The sequence below is a fragment of the Bradyrhizobium sp. G127 genome (assembly GCF_021502575.1).
Taxonomy (GTDB): Bacteria; Pseudomonadota; Alphaproteobacteria; order Rhizobiales; family Xanthobacteraceae; genus Afipia.
Window position 1 is genome coordinate 293,267 of the sequence record NZ_JAKFGN010000002.1, and the last position, 21,395, is coordinate 314,661.

Here is a 21,395-nt window from a genome sequence, read left to right on the forward strand (position 1 = left end):
TCTCAGCGGTACGAAACGGCCTTGGCGGCGGCGACGACTTCGGCCACCGTCGGCAGTGCGAGCTTTTCGAGATTGGCCGCATACGGCATCGGCACGTCCTTGCCCGACACGCGCGCCACCGGAGCGTCGAGGTAGTCGAACGCGTTCTCCATGATCCGCGCCGCGATTTCCGCGCCGACGCCGGACTGCTGCCAGCCTTCCTCGACAACGACAGCGCGCGACGTCTTCTTCACCGAATTGATGATGGCCTCGGTGTCCATCGGACGCAGCGTGCGAAGATCAATGACTTCGGCCTCGATGCCTTCCTTGGCCAGCTCTTCGGCTGCGCTCAGCGCGTAGGTCATGCCGTTCGACCACGCGATCAGGGTGACGTCCTTGCCCGCGCGTGCGATGCGCGCCTTGCCGATCGGAACGACATAGTCGTCGAGCTTCGGCACGTCGCCGGAGTGCCCGTAGAGGATTTCGTTTTCGAGGAAGATCACCGGATTGGGATCGCGGATCGCGGCTTTCAGCAGGCCCTTTGCATCGGCGGCAGAATATGGCGTCACGACCTTCAGGCCGGGGATCTGCGAGTACCAGGCCGAGTAATCCTGGCTGTGCTGGGCGGCGACGCGCGCCGCGGCACCGTTCGGACCGCGGAACACGATCGAGCAGCCCATCTGGCCGCCGGACATGTAGAGCGTCTTCGCCGCCGAGTTGATGATCTGGTCGATCGCCTGCATGGCGAAGTTGAAAGTCATGAATTCGACGATCGGTTTCAGTCCGGCCATCGCCGCGCCGATGCCGACGCCGGCAAAGCCGTGCTCGGTGATCGGCGTATCGATCACGCGCTTGTCGCCGAACTCCTGCAACAGGCCCTGCGTGATCTTGTAGGCGCCCTGATACTCCGCGACCTCTTCGCCCATCACGAACACATCGCCGTCGCGGCGCATTTCCTCGGCCATGGCGTCGCGCAGCGCTTCGCGCACGGTCATCTTCACCATCTCCGTGCCGGGCGGCACTTCGGGGTCCGGCTCGACCGGGGCCACTGGGGCTGCGACGGCGGGCGGCGCACTGATCTGGGGCTTGCCTTCCCCGACGGGTGAGCGGGACTCTTCAACCTCCTGCTTAACTGTAACGCTGGGTTCAGGGGCCTTGGCCGCAGCGGCCGCCGGAGCTTTAACGAGATCGGCGGCGCTTTCGCCGTCGCTCAGGATGGTTGCGATCGGCGTGTTCACCGCGACGTCGTTGGTGCCTTCCGCGACCAGGATCTTGCCGAGCGTGCCTTCGTCGGTCGCCTCGACCTCCATCGTGGCTTTGTCGGTCTCGATCTCGGCGATGACATCGCCGGACTTGACGGTTTCACCCTCCTTCTTGAGCCATTTGGAAAGGTTGCCCTTCTCCATGGTGGGCGAAAGCGCGGGCATCAGAACTTGAATCGGCATGGTCGCTCCGGACGTATTCTTCTCAATGCGCAGGCTGCGCGCGCTTATCGGTAAATGTCAGTGTAAAGCTCGGACGCGTCCGGCTCCGGCGTGTGCTGCGCGAAATCCGCCGCGGCGTTGACAATCTCGCGCACTTCCGCGTCGACCGACTTCAAATCCTGCTCGCTCACCTTGAGTTCAAGCAGCCGCTGGCGCACCTGCTCGATCGGATCGCTGTCGTGGCGCACCTTGTCCACTTCCTCGCGGGTCCGGTACTTGGCGGGGTCCGACATCGAATGTCCGCGATAACGATAAGTCTGCATCTCGAGGATGAAGGGCCCGTTGCCTTCGCGGCACCACTGCACGGCCTTGTCGCCCGCGGCCTTCACGGCGCGGACGTCCATGCCGTCGACCTGTTCGCCCGGAATGTTGAACGACGCGCCGCGCTTGGAGAAATCGGTCTGCGCCGACGAGCGGGTCACCGAAGTGCCCATCGCGTAGCGGTTGTTCTCGATGACGTAGATCACGGGGAGCTTCCACAGCTCCGCCATGTTGAAGCTTTCGTAGACCTGACCCTGGTTGGCCGCGCCATCGCCGAAATAGGCGATGCTGACGTTCTTGTTGCCGCGATAGCGGTTGGCGAAAGCCAGACCCGTGCCGAGTGGAACCTGCGCGCCGACGATGCCGTGACCGCCGAAGAAATTCTTCTCCTTGCTGAACATGTGCATGGAGCCGCCCTTGCCCTTGGAATAGCCGGCTTCACGTCCAGTCAGCTCGGCCATCACGCCCTTTGGGTCCATGCCGCAGGCCAGCATGTGGCCGTGGTCGCGGTAGCTGGTAATGATCTGGTCGCCCTGCTCGAGGGACATCTGCATGCCCACCACGACCGCTTCCTGGCCGATATAGAGATGGCAGAAACCGCCAATCGCGCCCATTCCGTAAAGCTGGCCCGCTTTCTCCTCGAAGCGGCGGATCAACATCATCTCGCGAAAAGCGTGAAGCTCCTGCTCCTTGGTGAACGTCAGCGTGTTGGGATGGCGGGAGCCGTTGCCGGTGCCTTGGCCCGCATTTGGAGCTGCGGCGCTTTTCTTTGGTGAGGCCATGTCATGTCCGGATGAGAGAGCGGATACGATCCTCTCTACTCCAACTCACATCACCATGAAAGCATTGCCTGTGCTGCAAATTCGCGCGTCTATGACGCAATGCAGCGAACGCAATTTTAAAATCCAAAGCGAACGATTTTTGAAATTTGAAACCTGATGTCGCGGTTCGCAAGGGAGCGCGCCACGAACTTCGGCTTAGAACATCAGTTCGGACCGATCATCCGGACCACATCACGCGGATGTACGTAATCGAGCTGATAACGGGCGCGTTCGTCGAGCATATCGGGATCGACGCGGTCGGAGCGAAGCAGCGCCACGCGCTGATCGGCCGCAATGCGTTCGGCCTTGAGCCGCGCCAGTTCCGCCGTCAGTTGCACGATCTCTTGATCGAGATCCTGCCGTGCATTCAGCCCGTACTTGCCGGTGTAGGCATTGACGCCAAAATAGGCGATCAGCGCCGCCGCGATCGCGTAGAGCGCGAGGCCGGTCATGACGGCTTTGAGTCGGGAGCGTGAAACCATGCCGCACGATGCGACAGCGCGGTTAATCGAGTGCTAACAACCGCGCTGCCGTCACGCTGGTGTCATTTCTTCAGGCGATCGACCCAGGCCGCGAACGCGTCGATGTAGGCCTTCATCACCTTCTCAAGGGCTTCCGTTGTCAGATTGCCCTTGTCGTCGAAGGCGGTGCCGATCCCGTTCAAGTAGATTTCCGGCTGCTGCATGATCGGGCCGGAAATACCTGGCAGAATGGTTTTCAAGTGCATGGCCGCCGCTACGCCACCCAGCGGTCCGGGGGAATTGGCCACGATCCCGGTCGGCTTGCCGTTGAAAGAGCTTTTGCCATAGGGACGCGATCCGACGTCGATGGCATTCTTAAGGACGCCGGGAACGGACCGGTTGTATTCCGGCGTCACGAACAGCACCGCGTCGGACTTCTGAATCGTTTCGCGAAACGTCACCCAGTCCGCCGAGGGGGGCGCTTCCAGATCCTGATTGAAGAACGACAGACCGTGCAAGGTCACGATCTCAAGCTTCAGCGACGATGGAGCAAGCTTGGCGAACGCATTGGCGATCTTGAGGGAAAACGACTCCTTGCGGAGGCTGCCGACAATGACGGCGACGGAATGGGCCATGAGACGATCCTTTCAACGACTGCAAATCGAGCGCGCAAGACGCCGGATTAGCGTCGCCGTCAAAAGGATGCAAGTGCATTAAATTCAGGCCGCACGCTCATCCGACTCAAATCACCCAAGCACGTCGTCGTTATGCTGCCCCAGGTGCGGCGCGCCGGAATGCGGATGCGGGCGCTGACCATCGAATGAAATCGGCAATCCGATGACCGGCAACCCGCTTCCCGGCAGCACGCGAAGCAGATCGGACGCCTTGAATTGTTCGGTCTGCTCAAGTTCCGCAATGGTGTTGACCGGACTGCACGGCACGCCGACCGCCTCGAACCTGGCCAGCCACTCGGCCCGTGTCTTTGTCAGCAGCACCGGCTTCATCAGTCCCAGCAAAGCCTCGCGATGCAAGAAGCGATCCCTGCCCCGCGCGAACCGCGGGTCTGTCGCCCATTCCGGAAATCCGAGCGCCGCTGCGAGCTTGTGAAACAGCCGGTCGTAACCGGCGGCGATCACCATCGGACGGTCGGCGGTCTCGAATACCTGATACGGCACGATGGTCGGCGTCGCGGCACCCGTGCGCGGCGAGAGTTCCTGGGTGACGTGATAGGTCGCCAGCGACGAATCCACCCATGATGCGGCGCTGTCGAGCAGCGAGGTATCGATCACGCATCCTTGGCCGGTGACGTGGCGCTGCTGAAGCGCCGCAAGCGCGCCGATCACGCACCACTGCGCAGTGGCCTTGTCGTTGATGGCGGGCGCGCAGAAGGTCGGCGGGTCTTCGTGACGGCCGGTCTGCATCATCACGCCGCCGAACGCCTGCAACAGCGGATCGAAGCCCGGCGCTTTCGACAACGGCCCCTTCGGCCCGAACGCCCAGATCGAGCAATAGATCAGCCGCGGGTTGAGCGCGCGCATGTCGCCGGGGCCGATGCCGAGATCGTTGACCACGCCGGAGCGCAGATTCTGGATCAGGATGTCGGCGCCGCGCACCAGGGTCTTGAGCTTCTCGATGCCGGCGGCATCCTTCATGTCGATGGTCACCGAGCGCTTGTTGCGGTTGGTGATGTGGAACATGATCGAGGCCTCCTCGATAAACGGCGGCCCCCAGCCGCGCGCATCGTCGCCGCCGTCGGGCTTCTCGATCTTGATCACGTCGGCACCCATGTCCGCCATGATTGCGCCGGCCAGCGGACCGGCGAGCGCCTGTCCGATTTCAATGACTTTGATTCCGGCGAGCGGACCCTGCATCACATCGTCTCCTGCGCCGGTGGAATCCCGGCTTGCACCAAGTCAAGCGGCGACGGCCTGCCAAGGCAAGCCGTCAGTTGCTCACAGAAATGAAATGCAGCGATGCTCCGGCGTCACTTCCGGCGCAAAGCAATTTAGGCAAGCGCCTTCAGCGCGGCCCTGCCCGCGTAGATCGCCTGGTTGCCGAGTTCCTGCTCGATGCGCAGCAACTGGTTGTACTTTGCCGTGCGGTCGGCGCGCGCCAGCGAGCCGGTCTTGATCTGCCCGCAGTTGGTCGCCACCGCGAGATCGGCGATGGTGGAATCCTCCGTCTCGCCGGAACGATGCGACATCACCGCGGTGTAGGCCGCCTTGTGCGCCATCTCGACGGCCGCCAGTGTCTCGGTCAGCGAGCCGATCTGGTTGACCTTGACCAGAATGGAATTGCCGAGACCCTTCCTGATGCCGTCCGCGAGGCGCGTGACGTTGGTGACAAACAGATCGTCGCCGACGAGCTGGCACTTCGCTCCGATCAGATCGGTCAGTTCCTTCCAGCCGTCCATGTCGTCTTCCGCCATGCCGTCTTCGATCGAGACGATGGGATAGCGGGACACGAGATCGGCAAGATATTTTGCCTGCTCCGAGCGCGAACGGGTTTTCTTTTCGCCTTCATAGACGTAGGCGCCGTTCTTGAAGAATTCGGTGGAGGCGCAATCGAGCGCCAGCATCACGTCCTTGCCCGCGGAATATCCGGCCTTGCCGATCGCGCTCATGACGAAGTCGAGCGCCGCGTCCGCCGACGGCAGGTTCGGCGCGAAGCCGCCCTCGTCGCCGACATTGGTGTTGTGGCCGGCCTTCTTCAGTTCGCCCTTCAGCGTGTGGAAAATCTCCGCGCCGCAACGCAAGCCCTCGGAGAAGCTCTTCGCGCCGACCGGCATCACCATGATTTCCTGGAAATCGATCGGGTTGTCGGCGTGGACGCCGCCGTTGACGATATTCATCATCGGCACGGGAAGCGTACGCGCCGAGGTGCCGCCCACATAGCGATACAACGGCATGCCGAGCGATTCCGCAGCAGCCTTGGCGACCGCCAGCGACACACCGAGAATGGCGTTGGCGCCGAGGCGGCTCTTGTTGGGCGTGCCGTCGAGATCAATCATGGTATCGTCGATCTGGACCTGCTGTTCGGCTTCCATGCCGCCGACAGCGTCGAAGATCTCGCCGTTGACGGCCTCGACCGCGTTCTGAACGCCCTTGCCGAGATAACGGCTCTTGTCGCCGTCGCGCAGTTCGACGGCCTCATGCGCGCCGGTGGAGGCGCCCGACGGAACCGCGGCGCGGCCCAGCGAACCATCCTCAAGGATCACATCGACTTCCACGGTCGGGTTGCCACGGCTGTCGAGGATTTCGCGGCCGATGATGTCGACGATTGCGGTCATGTGCGCCCTTTCAGGAGTCCGGTTTTAAGGATTTGGGGCAGCTTCTACAGGAACGCGCCGCGCTGGAAAAGGCCGGGCGAAGCTCTTGATCCCGTGACGTTTTGATCAGGAATGGCTATCAGAGGGCAACGGAGACACCCATGTCCAGAAAGCCCCGCATCAGCAAGGCCGCTGCGCAGTCCCTGCAACTCGGTCATCAGGTCGAAACCCCGGCCTCGCCCGACCAGGCCAAAGTCGACCGCGTGCCCAACCCGCATCCCGGCACGGATTATCTGGTGCGTTTTGTGGCGCCCGAATTCACGACGCTGTGCCCGATCACCGGCCAGCCCGATTTCGCTCACCTTGTGATTGATTATGTGCCCGGCCAGTGGCTGGTCGAGTCCAAGGCCTTGAAGCTCTATCTCACCAGCTTCCGCAACCACGGCGGCTTCCATGAGGAATGCACCATCTCCATTGCCAAGCGGCTGGTGAAGGAGATCAAGCCGCGCTGGCTGCGGATCGGTGGCTACTGGTATCCGCGCGGCGGCATTCCCATCGATGTGTTCTGGCAGACCGGAAAACTGCCGGGCGGCGTCTGGGTGCCCGATCAGGGTGTCGCGCCCTATCGCGGGCGGGGCTAGGCGGGAGCGCTTCGGTCGGGCGGCAGGCGGTTCAACAGCCATGCCGCCGTCACGCCGCTGACGAGCATGATAGTCCCGCTCAGCGACAGCGTGAACAGTGTGCCGAAATGCGCGAGCGCGAAACCGTAGACGATGGGGCCAGCCGCCTGCCCCATGAAGAAGCAGAAGGCATGCAGCGACATCGCCGACGCCCTCGCCTCCGGCGCGAGATCGCTGGAGAACACCTGCAGCGAGCCGTGGAAGCTGTAGAAGCCAATCCCCATCAGCAGGAAGCAGATAGCCTGCACCCTCCAGTCCGGTCCCAGCGCGACGATGACGAACTGAATCGTCACCACCAGTGCGCCGCCGATCATCAGCGCCTTGACGCCGAAAGCCGCCAGCATCCGCGACACCGTCACCGTATAGATTAGACCACCGATGGCGAAAACAGCGATAATCACCCCGGGAATGGACGCCCGCGTTTCCCCCAGTTCGAACAGCAACGCCGCCACGAACGGGAAGAATCCGAACACGAGAAGCCCGTTGAAGAACACTGCCGCAAAACAGATTCGCGCCTTTGGATTGCCGATGATCGTGCGGTAGCCGCGCTTGAGCGCTGAGAAGTTCACCGCCTGTTTCGCGTGGGTGACTCCGCCGCGCCGGAAACCGAGCCAGACCGCAACGGATGCGAACACCATCAGCAGGCCCAGTACGGTGAGGACGCCGCGCCAGCCAAGGAAGTCGCCGATGACACCCGACGCCGTCGCGCCGAGTAGATTGCCCGCCATGGCGCCGGACAGCAGACGGCCCAGCGCCACCTGCCGCCGCTCCAGCGGCACGAGATCGGACGCCAGCCCCATCGCGACCGGAAACGTACCACCGGCGGCGATGCCGCAGAGGATACGGGACAAGAACAGCATTTCGAATGACGCGGCCAGCGCGCCGGCGATGTTCGCGACCCCGAGCAGCGACAGGCAGACGATCAGGAGCCGCGGCTTGCCGAACACATCGGCCGCCGCACCGATAATCGGCTGGACGATCGCAAATGTCAGCGCCATCGCGGTGGACAGGCTGGCCGCAGCCGCGATGCTGACTGCAAGGTCGGTCGACACCAGCGGCACAACCGGCTCCATCGCGCGCGACGACAGAGCCGAGGCGAAGGTCACCATAGCGATGACATTGAGGATTGGCAGCATCAGGACTTCATTCGTTCCTTTAACGCCGCGCCAGCCGGTTGGCTTTAGCGCGTCCCGCTCTTTGCAAGCGTGTCAAATGCCATGAGATTTTTCACCAGCGCCTCGAAATCCTTCAGCGGCACCATGTTGGGGCCGTCCGATGGCGCGTTGTCAGGATCGGGATGGGTCTCGATGAACACACCCGCGACACCGACCGCAACCGCCGCCCGCGCGAGCACCGGCACGAACTCACGCTCGCCGCCGCTCGAGGTGCCCTTGCCGCCGGGCTGCTGCACCGAATGGGTGGCGTCGAAGATCACCGGCGCGCCGGTGGTGCGTGCCAGGATCGGCAGCGCACGCATGTCGGAGACCAGGGTGTTGTAGCCAAACGACGCGCCGCGCTCGGTCACCAGCACATTGGCGTTGCCGCCACCGGTGATTTTGGCGACGACGTTGGCCATGTCCCAGGGTGCGAGGAATTGCCCCTTCTTGACATTGACCACCTTGCCGGTGGCCGCCGCCGCCAGCAGCAAATCAGTCTGGCGGCACAGGAACGCCGGAATTTGCAACACGTCCACCGCTTCGGCGACGCGCGCACACTGATCGATCTCGTGCACATCGGTCAGCACCGGCAATCCCAGCGACGAACGGATTTCGGCAAAGATCGGCAGCGCGGTCTCAAGTCCGATGCCGCGCGCGGCGGACGCGCTGGTGCGGTTGGCCTTGTCGAATGAGGTCTTGTAGACCAGCCCGATGCCGAGACGCGCCGCGATCTCCTTCAGCGCCGACGCGGTCTCAAGCGCATGCGCGCGGCTTTCCAGTTGGCACGGCCCTGCGATCACCGCCAGCGGCAGCGCGTTGCCGAATGTGACGTTGCCTGCGGACACCACCGGGGCTGCGGAGATCTTGGCGTTCAAGAGATATCCTTTTCAGAAACCGGATTGACCATGCCGACCCGGGATGAATCGATCAAGGGCGGGCCGTCAAATCCTGCCGGGAGCCTCGAATATCAGGGTTGCGCCGAAGGCGGCCTCGGGCGGAACAACGAGCCGCCCGACATGACGCCGGAACGCAATCCCGCCGTCCCTGAGCACGCGCGCGATACGGTCGATGTCCGGCGCCGCCAGACGTAGTCCTTTAATCGAGGCGCCCTCGCCGTCCAGTTTGGGCGTCACACCGAACTGATCGTGAAAGGCGACCGGCTCCATGATCTCGATATCGCCGCGCGGCGTATGCGCCGTCATGCCCATCGAACTCGCATGCAGATCGCGGACGCCGGTGAATGCCTCCAGAAAAATGTGATGGTCGGCCGGATTGCCGGCAGCGAGAACCGCGCCGAGAACGCCGCTCGCGCCGTTGGCGTGTTGCTGATAGTCGGGCTTCCAGAACGCCGCCGGATTTTGCTGGCGGCAGGTGAAGAAGCCGGTGTGCGGCGATCGCGCATCCCTGGCGAAGACCAGCGAGAATCCCACCGTCGTCGCGCTGCCGTCCGGCAATTTTGCCTCGCGGGAAAACGGCAGGGCCTGCGAGACGCCAATGCCGCTGCGGGCGAAATCGGCCACGTCGGCATTGCTGTCGGTGCTTTCCAGCACCAGCATCGAGAAGCCTTCGTCGCCGCGCGTGATCGCCTCGCGATTGGGACTGCCGAAGTGCTGTGACAGGCCGTCGTCGCCGAGCTTTTCAGGCTCGGCCACTGTCAGAATTTCGATGAAAAAGCCGGGAAACTGAACGACGTGGTTGTGCGTGCCCCACTGATGCCGGTTGCGCGCGCCAATCGTAAAGCCGGCGCGCCGATAGACGTCCGCTGCCGCATCGAGATCGCTAACGGCATGAACGATGTGATCGAGACCGCGAGGCATGGCGATTGCGCGAGATGCGCCCTTTACTTCACCGACGAGAACGCCGTCGGCACCAGGAACTGATTGACGATGTTGCCGACGATCTGACCGTCCTTCTCGGTCTCGGCGCGCGCGGAAATCCAAGCCGGGTCGGTCATGAACGCGGTCCACTTCGTTTCGCGGTCCGCCATCGAGTCCCATTCCAGAAAATACGTGAGTTCCTGATTGGATTCACCGACTGCGGTGGTGAAAAAGCCCGCCTGACGAATGCCATGCTTTTTCCAAAGCTCCAGCGTGGTGTTCTCAAACCGCTTCAGCAGATTGGGAAGACGACCCGGCAGGCAGCGATACACGCGCATCTCGTAAATCTTGCTCATTTCACCTCTTCTTATTTTGAACCGGCGCATGGGCGGCACCGACTGTTGTTATGCAGGTTCTCCCGGTCCGGCATATAGTGGCCTGCGCGAACGGTTATCAAGCGCTTCCCGCCGAACAGAGGCTTGTCATGCGAACCATGTTGTTTTGCCAGATCGCTTTGGCAGCAGCTCTCTCGACGACAGTGCTGGCCCAGTCGACCGGCGTGCCCGGCGTCATCACCGGCGGCGCGGACGGCGTGACCTTCAACGGAAAGCCCGCGGCACGCCAGGGCGACACCACGAGCGACGGCAGCGCGATTGTGGAGGGATCGCCCAACGTCTTCATTAACGGCAGGCCCGCGGCGGTGCTCGGCGGCAGAACCGGATGCGGCGGCGTGGTGGTCGGAGGCGCTGGCGGAATCTATATCAACGGCAAGCCGGCGGCACGTACCGGCGACCAGACGTCGGGGTGTCCGAACTAAGGACGGCGCGTGCTCTTAGTTCGCAGCGTAACGATCGGTTGCGAGATTGAGATCGAAAGCCTCTTTCTCCTTGAGCCAGCGAATATCCCTGGTGGTGGACATTGCCTGCAGGATGGCCGGCGAAACGCCCATCCGCGTCATATATTCCAGAATCATCCCGGTGGTCTTTTGCGTGTCGGCAACGATATCGCGTCCGGCATCGGCCCCCTTTGGCGCTTCGGTCCTGAACTGGTGAACGCCCAAAGCCGAGCCGGGAAAGGCTTCGCGAACTTTTCCGCCGGCATAGGCGAACACGCAGGCGCTGGCGCAATAAGAGGCGCGCAGGCGTCCGTCCGCGTCGGCCGTCCCGACCATCGTCGTCAGTCCGCGCGATCGAATGACCTCGCCGATGATCATAGCCTGATCGAGACGCCCGCCCGGCGACGACATCAGGACGAGGTCGCCCGGAACGAGTTTCGCTTCGTCCAATCTGTCGCGAAACCAGCTCGCGGCGGCGGCACCGATCTCCCCTTTGATGGCAAGCGCGCGAACTGATCGTCCGCCGATCTCGATCCGCACAACGGATGATGTCAGCGACGGTGAAAAATACAGATCTTTCCAGTACGCCCAGGCTGATGGCGACGACAGGTCCTGATACGCGCGGCTGCCCCAGAGGCCAACGATCATGATCGCGAACAGCATCGATACAAGTGAACTGCGGCCGAGCCAGCGGCGACGGCCAGCCTCGGGCTGTGGAGCCGCTGGCTGATGCGGCGGCTGTTCAGCCGGAGGCTTTCCCCACGGCCCGGCCGGTTCACCGTTCGACGGGCCGGAAGGAGGTTTGATCTTGGGAATCATGAGCAATCCGACAGCGTTCCCGGTAATTTCCGGAGACAGCTTATCTGGCGGCCGCGATCATTCAATGAAAGCCCGGCTGGATGAAAGCGCCGTAATGAGGGCTGGGGCTGTTACACCAGACGGCTCTGCACCACCGCAGCCTGCACAAACGACGCGAACAGCGGATGCGGTTCAAACGGGCGCGATTTCAGTTCTGGATGATACTGCACGCCGATGAACCACGGATGGTCCTCATACTCGACGATCTCCGGCAGCACGCCATCCGGCGACATGCCCGAGAACCGCAAGCCGTGCTGTTCCAGCCGATCCTTGTAGGCGGTGTTGACCTCGTAGCGATGGCGATGGCGCTCGGAAATTTCCGTGGCACCGCCGTAGACTTCGGAGACGCGGCTGCCCTTCTTGAGCGCGGCGGGGTACGCGCCGAGGCGCATGGTGCCGCCGAGATCGCCCGCGCGGGAGCGCTTCTCAAGCTCGTTGCCGCGCAGCCATTCCGTCATCAGGCCGACCAGCGGCTCCTTCGTCGGGCCGAACTCGGTGGAATTGGCGTCCTCGATTCCGACCAGATTGCGCGCCGCCTCGATCACCGCCATCTGCATGCCGAAGCAGATGCCGAAATACGGCACGTCGCGCACCCGCGCGAACTGCGCCGCCTTGATCTTGCCTTCCGCGCCGCGCTGGCCGAAGCCGCCCGGCACCAGAATGCCGTTGACGTGCTCGAGGAACGGCGCGGGGTCCTCGTTCTCGAAGACCTCGGATTCGATCCAGTCCAGATTGACCTTCACCTTGTTGGCGATGCCGCCGTGCGACAGCGCCTCGATCAGCGATTTGTAGGCGTCCTTCATGCCGGTGTACTTGCCGACGATGGCGATGGTCACCTCGCCTTCCGGATGGCGGATGCGCTCGTTGATAACGTGCCAGCTGTCGAGCGAAGGCTTCGTCCTCGGCTCGATCCCGAACGCCGCCAGCACTTCATCGTCCAGACCCGCGGCGTGATAGGCCTCCGGCACCGCATAGATGTTGTCGACATCGCGCGCCTCGATGACGGCGGATTCGCGCACGTTGCAGAACAGCGCCAGCTTGCGGCGCTCTTCCTTCGGAATCTCGCGGTCGGTGCGGCACAGCAGAATGTCCGGCTGAATGCCGATGGAGCGCAGTTCCTTGACCGAGTGCTGGGTCGGCTTGGTCTTCAGTTCGCCGGCGCTTGGAATGTAGGGCAGCAGCGTGAGGTGAATGTAGATCACCTCGCCGCGCGGCAGATCGTTCTTCACCTGGCGGATGGCCTCGAAGAACGGCAGACCCTCAATGTCGCCGACGGTGCCGCCGACTTCGCAAAGCACGAAGTCGTAGCCTTCGTTGCCACCGAGGATGAACTCCTTAATGGCGTTGGTGACATGAGGAATCACTTGAACGGTCGCGCCGAGATAATCGCCGCGGCGCTCCTTGTTCAGGATGTCCTGGTAGATGCGGCCGGTGGTGATGTTGTCCTGCTTGGTCGCGGGACGTCCCGTGAAGCGCTCGTAGTGACCGAGATCGAGATCGGTCTCCGCGCCGTCATCGGTCACGAATACTTCGCCGTGCTGATACGGCGACATCGTTCCGGGATCGAGGTTGAGATAGGGATCGAGCTTGCGAAGGCGGACCTTGTAGCCTCGTGACTGCAGAACAGCGCCGAGCGCCGCTGAAGCCAGACCCTTGCCGAGCGAGGAGACCACGCCGCCGGTGATGAAAATATACCGCGTCATGGGACTCTACCTTTATCTCCGCCGCTGCGATTCGCAAAATGAAACCCACGCGCACGCCGATAAATCGCGACGCTGTGGGTGACTTGGATATGTAAGTTTAGTCAGGCGCTTGGAAGACAATTCTAAGACTTGCAGACAAGCCGTTCACGCATGCCTGCAAGACTTGACGCGACACCCGAGCTACTTCGACTGCGGCGCTTGCGGAGCAGACGGCGCTTCCGGCTTCTTAAGCGAATCCAGCAGGCCGCCCGCAGGGGCCGCTGGAGCACCGGGCTGAGAGATCGGCGCCGGGCTGGTGTTGATGATCGACGCCGGCTTGCGTTCGTAGCTCGCGAGCCACGACAGGAACAGGCTGGTGATGAAGAAGCCCGCTGCCAGAATGGCCGTGGTGCGCGTCAGCAGGTTGGTGGTGCCGCGGCTCGACATGAAACCGCCGCCTCCGCCGCCGCCGATACCCAGGCCGCCGCCTTCAGATCGCTGCAGCAGCACCACCCCGATCAGGGTCGCAACGATCATGAGGTGGATGACGATAATGACAGTTTGCATCGTGACCTTCCGTCACAAGCCACCAGCGCCGGGGAGCCGGCCGCACGGATGCCTGCGGGGGTTGAAGTTGCGCGGTCTGTACACGATTGCAGGGGGTATTGTCACCCCCGCAAGGCCGTGCCGCCGCAACGGCATTTAGGGGCACGCAGCCGCAATCGCAAGGAAATCAACCGCTTTCAGGCTGGCCCCTCCGACGAGCGCCCCGTCGACATTCGGCACCGTCATCAGTTCGGCGGCGTTGGAGGGCTTGACCGAGCCACCATACAGAATTCGCACGCTGGCCCCCTCTTGGCTAAACCGCTCCTTGAGTTTGCCCCTGATAAACGCATGAACTTCCTCGACATCCTTGGTCGTCGGGGTTCTGCCGGTTCCGATCGCCCAGACCGGTTCATAGGCGACCACCACATTGGCCGCGGTCGCGCCGTCTGGCAGCGATCCGGCCAACTGGCGTCCGACGACATCAAGCGTCTGTCCCGCGTCACGTTCGGCCTGCGTCTCGCCGACGCAGACGATCGCGACCAGTTTGGCGCGCCATGCCGCCTCGGCCTTGGACCGCACCACGGCGTCGCTTTCGCCGTGATCGGCGCGGCGCTCGGAATGGCCGACGATTACCGCCGTGGCGCCCGTGTCAGCGACCATTTCCGCCGAAATATCGCCCGTATGAGCCCCGGAGGGCGCGGGGTGGCAGTCCTGCGCGCCGATCGCAACCTTCGATCCGGAAACAACCGAAACGGCGGTGAACAACAGTGTCGCGGGCGGACAGACCAGAAGATCGGCCTTGTCTTTCAACTCCCCGGCCCCCTGCCAGATCGACGCCAGTTCGGTCATCGAGGCTTTCAGGCCGTTCATTTTCCAATTCCCGGCGATCAGGGGGCGGCGCTTGTCGGTCATCGTCGATCTCACATGCGAATTGATGGATTTGCGCTAGCAGAGGGTGTCCGAAGACGCCAGTTCCACATCTGGCTTGTTAACCGCGCTGAAGCGTCGCCGTCAGCACGGTTGCTAGGGAACCGGCACCCCTTTATATGTCGGCGAAACAACGCGGTAACGCCACTGCGGCGAACCGCCCCTCCTCCTGAAACATCAAGTTGGTCCCATGCTCCGAGGAATGCGCAAAGCCTCATCGAACTGGCTCGGCAAGACGGTAATGTCCGTCCTGTTTGGCGTGCTGATCGTCAGTTTCGGCGTCTGGGGCATCGCCGACATCTTCAAGGGCTTCGGACAATCGTCGCTGGCCAAGATCGGCAGCACGGAAATCACCACCGAGCAATTCCGCAATCTGTTCACCGACAAGCTCCAGCAGATCGGCCGCCGCTTCGGACGTCCGATCACGATGGAGCAGGCGCGCCAGTTCGGCCTCGACCGCCAGGTACTTCAGGAAGTGATCGCGGACGCCGCCCTCGACGAGAACGTGCGCCGTCTGGGTCTCGGACAATCAGACGCCGACGTGGTGCGGGTGATTTCAAACGATCCGAACTTCAAGGGTCTCGACGGCCGGTTCGAGCATGAGCGGTTCGTGCAGATCATTCGTCAGGCCGGCTACACCGAGCAGCGCTACATCGCCGAGCAGCGCCGCCGTTCGCTGCGCACCCAGATCACCGGCACAATCACCGCCGGTCTTGAGCCGCCGAAGACCCAGCTCGAAGCGCTGGTCCGCTTCCAGAACGAACAGCGCTCGGCCGAATACATCCGGCTGACCGCGGCGCAGGCAGGCACCATCGAAGCGCCCTCGCCCGAAGCGCTTGCCGCATACTTCGAAGACCGCAAGCAACTGTTCCGCGCGCCGGAGTATCGCAAGATCGCGGTGCTGGCGCTGACGCCCGACGAACTCGCCAAGAAGATCGAGGTATCGGACGACGATGCAAAGAAGGTGTTCGAGCAGCGCCGTGAGCGTTACGCGACGCCGGAAAAGCGTCAGGTCTTGCAGATCCCGTTTCAGAATCCGGACGAGGCGAAAGCCGCAAGCGACCGCATCGCCGCCGGGACATCGTTCGAGGACATCGCCAAGGAGCGCAACCTCACGCCGAGCGACATCGATCTCGGCAACGTGACCAGAGCCGGCATGGATGCCGCGCTCGCGGATGCCGCGTTTGCGCTGGCGCCGGGCGCCGTCAGTCCGCCGGTGAAGGGCGCGCTGGTGACCGCGCTGCTCAAGGTCACCAAGGTCGAGCCGGGCACCAACCCCAGCTATGAAAGCCTCGCCGCGCAGATCAAACGCGAGATCGCGGTCGAGCGGGCGCGGGCGCAGTTGCAGGACCTGCACAACAAGATCGAGGACGAGCGCGGCGGCGGATCAAACATCGCCGAGGCCGCGCAGAAGCTCGGCCTCACCGCCGTCACGATCGAGGCCGTCGACCGCTCCGGCCGCGGCCCCGACGGCAAGCCGGTGACCGGCCTGCCGCAGGGCATCGACATCATCGCCCCCGCCTTCGCCAGCAATATCGGCGTCGAGAACGAGCCGGCGCAGTTCAATGGCGGCGAAGTCTGGTTCGACGTGCTCGGCATCACACCGTCGCGCGAACGCCCGCTCGACGAAGTAAAGGCGCAGGTCGAAGTCCGCTGGCGGGACGAACAGGTCGCGACGCGGCTCCGCGCCAAGTCCGCGGAGATCGTCGAGAAGCTGAACAAGGGCGCCAAGTTCGACGCCGAAGCTGCGGCGGCCGGCGTAAAGGTTGAAACGGCGGCGCTGTTCAAGCGCGACGCGGACCCCAAGGGCGTGCCCGAGCAGCTGGTGGCGGCAGCGTTCCGCACGCCGAAGGACGGCAACGGTCAGGCTGAAGGTGCCGGCGGAAGCGACTGGCTGGTGTTCAAGGTGACCGACGTCGTCGTGCCGGCGGTCGATCTCGCCTCCGAGGACGTCAAGAAGCTGAAGGACAATCTTCGCCAGGCGGAAGCCGAGGAGCAGCTCGCCGCCTATGTGACCAAGCTTGAGACCGAGATCGGCGTCACGATCAACCAGAACGCGTTTGCGGTGGCGACCGGCGCAGCCTCGACTCAATGACGCTCTCAAAATCGGAAGTCATCCTACCTAAAGCGAAATCATGGACGATCTGAAAGTTACCATCGGAAAAGTCGCGACCGGCGCGGCGCTGACGCGCGAGGAAGCGGCGGCGGCGTTCGACCGCATGATGTCCGGAGAAGCGACGCCGTCGCAAATGGGCGGCCTGCTAATGGCGCTGCGCGTGCGCGGCGAGACCGTCGATGAAATCACCGGCGCGGTCTCCGCGATGCGCGCCAAGATGCTCACCGTAAAAGCCCCGCCCGACGCGGTCGACATCGTCGGCACTGGCGGCGACGGCTCCGGCTCGGTCAACGTCTCGACCTGCGCGTCGTTCATTCTCGCAGGCACCGGCGTGCCGGTCGCCAAGCACGGCAACCGCGCGCTATCATCGAAATCCGGCGCGGCCGACGCGCTGGCGGCGCTCGGCGTCAACATCAACATCACGCCGGACGACGTCGGCCGCTGCATTGCCGAGGTCGGCATCGGCTTCATGTTCGCACCGACGCATCATCCGGCGATGAAGAATGTCGGCCCCACCCGCGTCGAACTCGCCACCCGCACTATCTTCAACCTGCTCGGACCGCTGTCCAATCCAGCCGGGGTCAAACGGCAGATGGTCGGTGTGTTCTCCAAGCACTGGGTCGAGCCGCTGGCGCAGGTGCTGAAGAACCTCGGCGCGGAGTCGATCTGGGTCGTGCACGGCTCCGACGGTCTCGACGAGATCACCCTCACCGGCCCGACCTACGTCGCGGCGCTAGAGAAGGGCAACATCCGCACCTTCGAAGTCACACCCGAGGATGCCGGGCTGCCGCGCGCCACCAGTGAGGAACTCAAGGGCGGCGACGCCGAGGCCAATGCCAGCGCTCTGCGCGATGTACTGGACGGCAAGCCCGGCGCCTATCGCAATGTCGCGCTGATCAACGCCGCCGCGGCGCTCGTGGTTGCAGGGCAAGCGAAAGACCTCAAGGAAGGCGTTGCGCTCGGCACCAAGGCGCTGGACACTGGCGCTGCGACCGACCGGCTGACGCGCCTCGTCGCCGTCTCCAATGCTTGAGGAAGAACTGCCCTTGTCGGACATCCTCACCAAGATCGAAGCCTACAAGCGCGAGGAAATCGCCATAGCCAAGCGCGCGTGTTCGTTCGGCGAGATGGAGGCGCGCGCCAAGGCCGCGCCCGCCCCGCGCGGGTTCGTCAAGGCTATCCGCGCGAAACATGCCAGTGGCGACTATGCACTGATCGCCGAGATCAAGAAGGCCTCGCCGTCCAAGGGGCTCATTCGCGCCGACTTCGATCCGCCGGCGCTGGCGAAAGCCTATGAGGCCGGCGGCGCGGCCTGTCTCTCGGTGCTGACCGATACGCCCTCGTTTCAGGGCTCGCTGGATTTCATGGTCGCCGCACGCGCCGCCGTTTCGTTGCCGGTGCTGCGCAAGGATTTCATGTACGACACCTATCAGGTGGCGGAAGCCCGCGCGCACGGCGCGGATTGCATTCTCATCATCATGGCCGCGCTCGACGATGCTGCGGCCAAGGACATCGAGGAGGACGCTTTCGCGCGCGGCATGGACGTGCTGCTCGAAGTTCATAACCGCGAAGAACTCGACCGCGCGCTCAAGCTGCGCTCGCCGCTGCTTGGCGTGAACAACCGCAACCTGCGCACCTTCGAGACCACGCTCGCCACCAGCGAAGACCTCGCGCCGCTGATCCCGAAGGATCGCATCAGCGTCGGCGAAAGCGGTATCTTCGCGCCGGAGGATCTGGCGCGGCTCGCCAAGGTCGGCATGGCTACTTTCCTTGTCGGCGAAAGTCTGATGCGGCAGGCCGACGTAACCGCAGCGACCCGCACGCTGCTGGCACGCAACGATGCGCAACGCGCCACCGGGACGCGCTGAGCCGTGGCCAAGGAAAAATCAAAGAAGACTGGTGCCGCCCTCACCCATATCGACGCCAAGGGCGAGGCGCGCATGGTGGACGTTTCCGCCAAGCCGGATACCGAGCGGGTGGCAGTAGCCGAGGGCCATGTCGTCATGACCCGCAAGACTCTCGATCTCATCGTCAAGGGCAATGCCGCCAAGGGCGACGTGCTCGGCACTGCGCGTGTCGCCGGCATCATGGCGGCCAAGCGCACCTCCGACCTCATTCCGCTGTGTCATCCGCTGGCACTGTCGAAAGTCACGCTCGACATCACGCCGGACACCAAGCTGCCCGGCTGCCGCGTCCGCGCAACCGTGAAGGTCAAGGGGCCGACCGGCGTCGAGATGGAGGCGCTGACCGCGGTGTCGGTGGCATGTCTCACCATCTACGACATGGTGAAAGCCGTCGAGCGCGGCATTCACATCGAAGGCGTCCGTCTGGTCGAGAAGAAGGGCGGAAAGTCCGGTCACTATCTGGCGGACTACTGAGGATTTCACCATGGCGCTGATGCCGGTCGCCGAGGCCTATGCCGCCATTCTCAAGGACGTCAAGGCACTGCCCGAAGAGACGGCCGCGCTCACCGACGCCTTCCACCGCACACTGTCGCGCGACATCGCCGCGCTCCGCACGCAGCCGCCCGCCGCCATGTCGGCGATGGACGGTTATGCGGTGCACGCAGCAGATGCGGTGCCCGGCGCACGATTGAAGGTGATCGGCGAAGTCGCTGCGGGCCGGCCTTTCAACGAGACGGTTCACGCCGGACAGGCGGCGCGCATCTTCACCGGCGGTGTCATGCCCGACGGTGCGGATACCGTTGTCATTCAGGAAGACGCCACCCGCGACGGCGACTTCGTGATCGTCAACGCAGCCATCGCGGCAGGCAGGAATGTCCGCGCGGCGGGCATCGACTTCCGCGAGGGCGACATGCTTCTGCCACGCGGCACCCTGCTGTCCGACCGCTCCGTCGCGCTGGCGGCCGGAATGAACCATCCGCGGCTCCCGGTGCACCGCCGCCCGCGTGTAGCGATCCTGGCCACCGGCGACGAACTGGTGGCGCCGGGCGCAACGCCCGGCCCCGGCCAGATCATTTCCAGCAATGTCTTCGCGCTGACCGCGCTGGTCCGCAGCGAGGGCGCGGAGCCGATCGATCTCGGCGTCGCGCGCGACACGCTTGAGGCGACGTCCAGCAGCATCCGACGCGCGCGCGATCTCGGCGTCGATGTGCTCGTCACCACCGGCGGCGCGTCGGTGGGCGATCACGATTATGTTCAGGAGGCGCTGAGGGCCGAAGGCGTCGACATCGCATTCTGGAAGATCGCGCTGCGCCCCGGCAAGCCGATGATGCACGGACGGCTGAAGTCGATGCGGGTGCTCGGCCTGCCCGGCAATCCGGTGTCGTCCTACATCTGCGCCTTCGTGTTTCTGGTGCCGCTGATCCGCGCGCTGTCGGGACGCACGCAGATCGATCACGTGGCCGAGCGTGCCGTGCTCGGACACGACCTGCCGGCCAACGACAAACGTCAGGATTATCTGCGCGCGCGAGCCGCACCCGGCCCGGACGGCCTGCCGGTGGCATCCTCGGTGGGCGCGCAGGACAGCTCCCTGGTGGCCAATCTGGCGGCGGCCAACGTGCTGATTGTCCGGCCCCCTTTCGCGCCCGCCGCCCCAGCCGGCTCCCCCTGCACGATCCTGCGGCTGCCGCGCTGAACCATCTGCATTCCGTCGCGCGCCGTTGACCTGAAATTAAGGGGTTGCGGAACACATATGGAACAGATAGTGTTCGTTCATGCTTTGTTTCGACTGACTCGCAACTCCTGATCACCCTTCAAAATGGGCCCAGAGAGGCGCGATACCGGCAGCTCGAAACTTCAAGAGTCGCGGGACCAGGGACCTTTTCAGATGCTGACACGCAAACAGTACGAGCTTCTTCGCTTCATCAACGAGCGGCTGAAGGAAGCTGGCGTTCCGCCCTCGTTCGACGAGATGAAGGATGCGCTGGATCTGCGCTCCAAGTCCGGTATTCACCGGCTGATTACTGCGCTCGAGGAGCGCGGCTTCATCCGCAGGCTGGCCAACCGCGCCCGCGCCATCGAAGTCATCAAGCTCCCTGAACTGGGCGTCAATCCCGGCGGTGCACGCCGCGGCTTCACCCCGAGCGTCATCGAAGGCAATCTCGGCAAGGTCCGCTCCAATCCGTCTGCCGGTCCTGACGAGGATGCGAGCTTTCCGGTCTCGGTGCCGATGATGGGGCGGATCGCGGCGGGTACACCGATCGAGGCGCTGCAAACCCGCAGCCACAACATCAGCGTGCCGCCCGACATGCTCGGCTCCGGCGAGCATTACGCGCTCGAAGTGCGCGGCGACTCGATGATGGAGGCCGGCATCCTCGACGGCGACACCGTGCTGATTCAACGCAACGAGAGCGCTGACACCGGCGACATCGTGGTGGCGCTGATCGATGAGGAAGAAGCCACCCTGAAGCGCTTCCGGCGGCGCGGCGCATCCATCGCGCTCGAGCCCGCTAACTCGGCCTATGAAGTCCGCATCCTGCCGCCCAACCGCGTACGGATTCAGGGCAAGCTGGTCGGACTCGTCCGCAAGTACTGAGACGGA

The 21,395-nt window shown here is 63.7% G+C and carries 22 protein-coding genes; 8 read left to right on the forward strand and 14 right to left on the reverse strand.

The features are described 5' to 3' along the window. Positions 1–2 precede the first annotated feature (2 nt). The 6 genes from LVY71_RS13320 to eno all read right to left on the reverse strand — a co-directional run bounded on the left by LVY71_RS13320 (position 3) and on the right by eno (position 6,295). Positions 3–1,424 (reverse strand): pyruvate dehydrogenase complex E1 component subunit beta, encoded by a 1,422-nt coding sequence (locus tag LVY71_RS13320; RefSeq protein WP_235100356.1) that lies wholly within the window; start codon positions 1,422–1,424, stop codon positions 3–5. Positions 1,425–1,468: 44 nt separating this feature from the next. Continuing rightward, a complete protein-coding gene (gene pdhA, locus LVY71_RS13325; protein WP_235100357.1) occupies positions 1,469–2,506 on the reverse strand; it encodes a pyruvate dehydrogenase (acetyl-transferring) E1 component subunit alpha in 1,038 nt (345 codons plus the stop codon). Between the two features lie 203 nt (positions 2,507–2,709). Beyond that, positions 2,710–3,027, reverse strand: a complete 318-nt coding sequence (locus LVY71_RS13330) for an FtsB family cell division protein (RefSeq protein ID WP_235100358.1) — start codon at positions 3,025–3,027, stop codon at positions 2,710–2,712. A 62-nt stretch (positions 3,028–3,089) separates the two neighbouring features. Next, on the reverse strand, positions 3,090–3,641 hold the full coding sequence (locus tag LVY71_RS13335) for an NADPH-dependent FMN reductase (protein WP_235100359.1): 552 nt from the start codon (positions 3,639–3,641) through the stop codon (positions 3,090–3,092). Between the two features lie 111 nt (positions 3,642–3,752). Further along, complete coding sequence (locus tag LVY71_RS13340; RefSeq protein ID WP_235100360.1) at positions 3,753–4,877, reverse strand: CaiB/BaiF CoA transferase family protein; 1,125 nt, start codon at positions 4,875–4,877, stop codon at positions 3,753–3,755. A gap of 134 nt (positions 4,878–5,011) precedes the next feature. Further along, a complete protein-coding gene (gene eno / locus LVY71_RS13345; protein WP_235100361.1) occupies positions 5,012–6,295 on the reverse strand; it encodes a phosphopyruvate hydratase in 1,284 nt (427 codons plus the stop codon). 140 nt (positions 6,296–6,435) lie between these two features. Between eno and queF the strand changes: the two genes are divergently transcribed. Next, on the forward strand, positions 6,436–6,915 hold the full coding sequence (gene queF / locus LVY71_RS13350; RefSeq protein ID WP_235100362.1) for a preQ(1) synthase: 480 nt from the start codon (positions 6,436–6,438) through the stop codon (positions 6,913–6,915). On the opposite strand, the gene LVY71_RS13355 is transcribed toward queF, so the two are convergent. From LVY71_RS13355 to LVY71_RS13370, 4 genes are all read right to left on the reverse strand, one after another. Continuing rightward, the gene (locus LVY71_RS13355; RefSeq protein ID WP_235100363.1) at positions 6,912–8,090 is read right to left on the reverse strand and encodes an MFS transporter; all 1,179 of its coding nucleotides are present in this window, start codon (positions 8,088–8,090) and stop codon (positions 6,912–6,914) included. The two genes, queF and LVY71_RS13355, sit on opposite strands and share 4 nt — an antisense overlap. Positions 8,091–8,134: 44 nt before the next feature. Next, positions 8,135–8,986, reverse strand: a complete 852-nt coding sequence (gene kdsA, locus LVY71_RS13360) for a 3-deoxy-8-phosphooctulonate synthase (protein ID WP_235100364.1) — start codon at positions 8,984–8,986, stop codon at positions 8,135–8,137. Positions 8,987–9,052: 66 nt separating this feature from the next. Further along, on the reverse strand, positions 9,053–9,928 hold the full coding sequence (locus LVY71_RS13365) for a VOC family protein (RefSeq protein WP_235100365.1): 876 nt from the start codon (positions 9,926–9,928) through the stop codon (positions 9,053–9,055). A 23-nt stretch (positions 9,929–9,951) separates the two neighbouring features. Beyond that, positions 9,952–10,284, reverse strand: coding sequence for an NIPSNAP family protein (locus LVY71_RS13370; protein ID WP_235100366.1), 333 nt, complete (start codon positions 10,282–10,284; stop codon positions 9,952–9,954). A gap of 128 nt (positions 10,285–10,412) precedes the next feature. On the opposite strand from LVY71_RS13370, the gene LVY71_RS13375 reads away from it, so the two are divergent. Continuing rightward, positions 10,413–10,745 carry a PAAR domain-containing protein gene (locus tag LVY71_RS13375; RefSeq protein WP_235100367.1) on the forward strand — a complete coding sequence of 111 codons (333 nt, stop codon included), beginning with the start codon at positions 10,413–10,415 and terminating at the stop codon, positions 10,743–10,745. A gap of 15 nt (positions 10,746–10,760) precedes the next feature. Here LVY71_RS13375 and LVY71_RS13380 read toward each other — a convergent pair whose 3' ends face one another. The 4 genes from LVY71_RS13380 to tpiA all read right to left on the reverse strand — a co-directional run bounded on the left by LVY71_RS13380 (position 10,761) and on the right by tpiA (position 14,761). Continuing rightward, positions 10,761–11,582 carry a COG3904 family protein gene (locus LVY71_RS13380; RefSeq protein ID WP_235100368.1) on the reverse strand — a complete coding sequence of 274 codons (822 nt, stop codon included), beginning with the start codon at positions 11,580–11,582 and terminating at the stop codon, positions 10,761–10,763. A gap of 110 nt (positions 11,583–11,692) precedes the next feature. Continuing rightward, positions 11,693–13,324, reverse strand: a complete 1,632-nt coding sequence (pyrG, locus tag LVY71_RS13385) for a CTP synthase (RefSeq protein WP_235100369.1) — start codon at positions 13,322–13,324, stop codon at positions 11,693–11,695. A 180-nt stretch (positions 13,325–13,504) separates the two neighbouring features. Next, positions 13,505–13,870 carry a preprotein translocase subunit SecG gene (gene secG, locus LVY71_RS13390; RefSeq protein WP_235100370.1) on the reverse strand — a complete coding sequence of 122 codons (366 nt, stop codon included), beginning with the start codon at positions 13,868–13,870 and terminating at the stop codon, positions 13,505–13,507. A gap of 135 nt (positions 13,871–14,005) precedes the next feature. Then, complete coding sequence (tpiA, locus tag LVY71_RS13395) at positions 14,006–14,761, reverse strand: triose-phosphate isomerase (protein ID WP_235100371.1); 756 nt, start codon at positions 14,759–14,761, stop codon at positions 14,006–14,008. A gap of 217 nt (positions 14,762–14,978) precedes the next feature. On the opposite strand from tpiA, the gene LVY71_RS13400 reads away from it, so the two are divergent. The 6 genes from LVY71_RS13400 to lexA all read left to right on the forward strand — a co-directional run bounded on the left by LVY71_RS13400 (position 14,979) and on the right by lexA (position 21,389). Next, positions 14,979–16,871, forward strand: a complete 1,893-nt coding sequence (locus LVY71_RS13400; RefSeq protein ID WP_235100372.1) for a peptidylprolyl isomerase — start codon at positions 14,979–14,981, stop codon at positions 16,869–16,871. A 40-nt stretch (positions 16,872–16,911) separates the two neighbouring features. Further along, positions 16,912–17,925 (forward strand): anthranilate phosphoribosyltransferase, encoded by a 1,014-nt coding sequence (gene trpD / locus LVY71_RS13405; protein ID WP_235100373.1) that lies wholly within the window; start codon positions 16,912–16,914, stop codon positions 17,923–17,925. Positions 17,926–17,938: 13 nt separating this feature from the next. Continuing rightward, positions 17,939–18,760, forward strand: coding sequence for an indole-3-glycerol phosphate synthase TrpC (gene trpC / locus LVY71_RS13410; protein WP_235100374.1), 822 nt, complete (start codon positions 17,939–17,941; stop codon positions 18,758–18,760). Between the two features lie 72 nt (positions 18,761–18,832). After that, positions 18,833–19,270: a cyclic pyranopterin monophosphate synthase MoaC gene (moaC, locus tag LVY71_RS13415; protein WP_235101494.1), complete on the forward strand. Its 438-nt coding sequence runs from the start codon at positions 18,833–18,835 to the stop codon at positions 19,268–19,270. Between the two features lie 10 nt (positions 19,271–19,280). Continuing rightward, complete coding sequence (locus tag LVY71_RS13420) at positions 19,281–20,489, forward strand: molybdopterin molybdotransferase MoeA (protein WP_235100375.1); 1,209 nt, start codon at positions 19,281–19,283, stop codon at positions 20,487–20,489. Between the two features lie 192 nt (positions 20,490–20,681). Next, positions 20,682–21,389, forward strand: a complete 708-nt coding sequence (lexA, locus tag LVY71_RS13425) for a transcriptional repressor LexA (RefSeq protein ID WP_235100376.1) — start codon at positions 20,682–20,684, stop codon at positions 21,387–21,389. Positions 21,390–21,395 lie beyond the last annotated feature (6 nt).

Bases quoted from the DNA above. Each gene is read 5' to 3' on its own strand.
- moaC (WP_235101494.1), top strand. From the start codon at position 18,833: ATGGTGGACGTTTCCGCCAAGCCGGATACCGAGCGGGTGGCAGTAGCC.
- eno (WP_235100361.1), bottom strand. From the start codon at position 6,295: ATGACCGCAATCGTCGACATCATCGGCCGCGAAATCCTCGACAGCCGT.
- lexA (WP_235100376.1), top strand. From the start codon at position 20,682: ATGCTGACACGCAAACAGTACGAGCTTCTTCGCTTCATCAACGAGCGG.
- pdhA (WP_235100357.1), bottom strand. From the start codon at position 2,506: ATGGCCTCACCAAAGAAAAGCGCCGCAGCTCCAAATGCGGGCCAAGGC.
- LVY71_RS13380 (WP_235100368.1), bottom strand. From the start codon at position 11,582: ATGATTCCCAAGATCAAACCTCCTTCCGGCCCGTCGAACGGTGAACCG.
- pyrG (WP_235100369.1), bottom strand. From the start codon at position 13,324: ATGACGCGGTATATTTTCATCACCGGCGGCGTGGTCTCCTCGCTCGGC.
- LVY71_RS13370 (WP_235100366.1), bottom strand. From the start codon at position 10,284: ATGAGCAAGATTTACGAGATGCGCGTGTATCGCTGCCTGCCGGGTCGT.
- LVY71_RS13340 (WP_235100360.1), bottom strand. From the start codon at position 4,877: ATGCAGGGTCCGCTCGCCGGAATCAAAGTCATTGAAATCGGACAGGCG.
- queF (WP_235100362.1), top strand. From the start codon at position 6,436: ATGTCCAGAAAGCCCCGCATCAGCAAGGCCGCTGCGCAGTCCCTGCAA.
- LVY71_RS13365 (WP_235100365.1), bottom strand. From the start codon at position 9,928: ATGCCTCGCGGTCTCGATCACATCGTTCATGCCGTTAGCGATCTCGAT.
- LVY71_RS13320 (WP_235100356.1), bottom strand. From the start codon at position 1,424: ATGCCGATTCAAGTTCTGATGCCCGCGCTTTCGCCCACCATGGAGAAG.
- LVY71_RS13420 (WP_235100375.1), top strand. From the start codon at position 19,281: ATGGCGCTGATGCCGGTCGCCGAGGCCTATGCCGCCATTCTCAAGGAC.
- LVY71_RS13355 (WP_235100363.1), bottom strand. From the start codon at position 8,090: ATGCTGCCAATCCTCAATGTCATCGCTATGGTGACCTTCGCCTCGGCT.
- tpiA (WP_235100371.1), bottom strand. From the start codon at position 14,761: ATGACCGACAAGCGCCGCCCCCTGATCGCCGGGAATTGGAAAATGAAC.
- LVY71_RS13375 (WP_235100367.1), top strand. From the start codon at position 10,413: ATGCGAACCATGTTGTTTTGCCAGATCGCTTTGGCAGCAGCTCTCTCG.
- trpD (WP_235100373.1), top strand. From the start codon at position 16,912: ATGGACGATCTGAAAGTTACCATCGGAAAAGTCGCGACCGGCGCGGCG.
- LVY71_RS13400 (WP_235100372.1), top strand. From the start codon at position 14,979: ATGCGCAAAGCCTCATCGAACTGGCTCGGCAAGACGGTAATGTCCGTC.
- LVY71_RS13330 (WP_235100358.1), bottom strand. From the start codon at position 3,027: ATGGTTTCACGCTCCCGACTCAAAGCCGTCATGACCGGCCTCGCGCTC.
- LVY71_RS13335 (WP_235100359.1), bottom strand. From the start codon at position 3,641: ATGGCCCATTCCGTCGCCGTCATTGTCGGCAGCCTCCGCAAGGAGTCG.
- secG (WP_235100370.1), bottom strand. From the start codon at position 13,870: ATGCAAACTGTCATTATCGTCATCCACCTCATGATCGTTGCGACCCTG.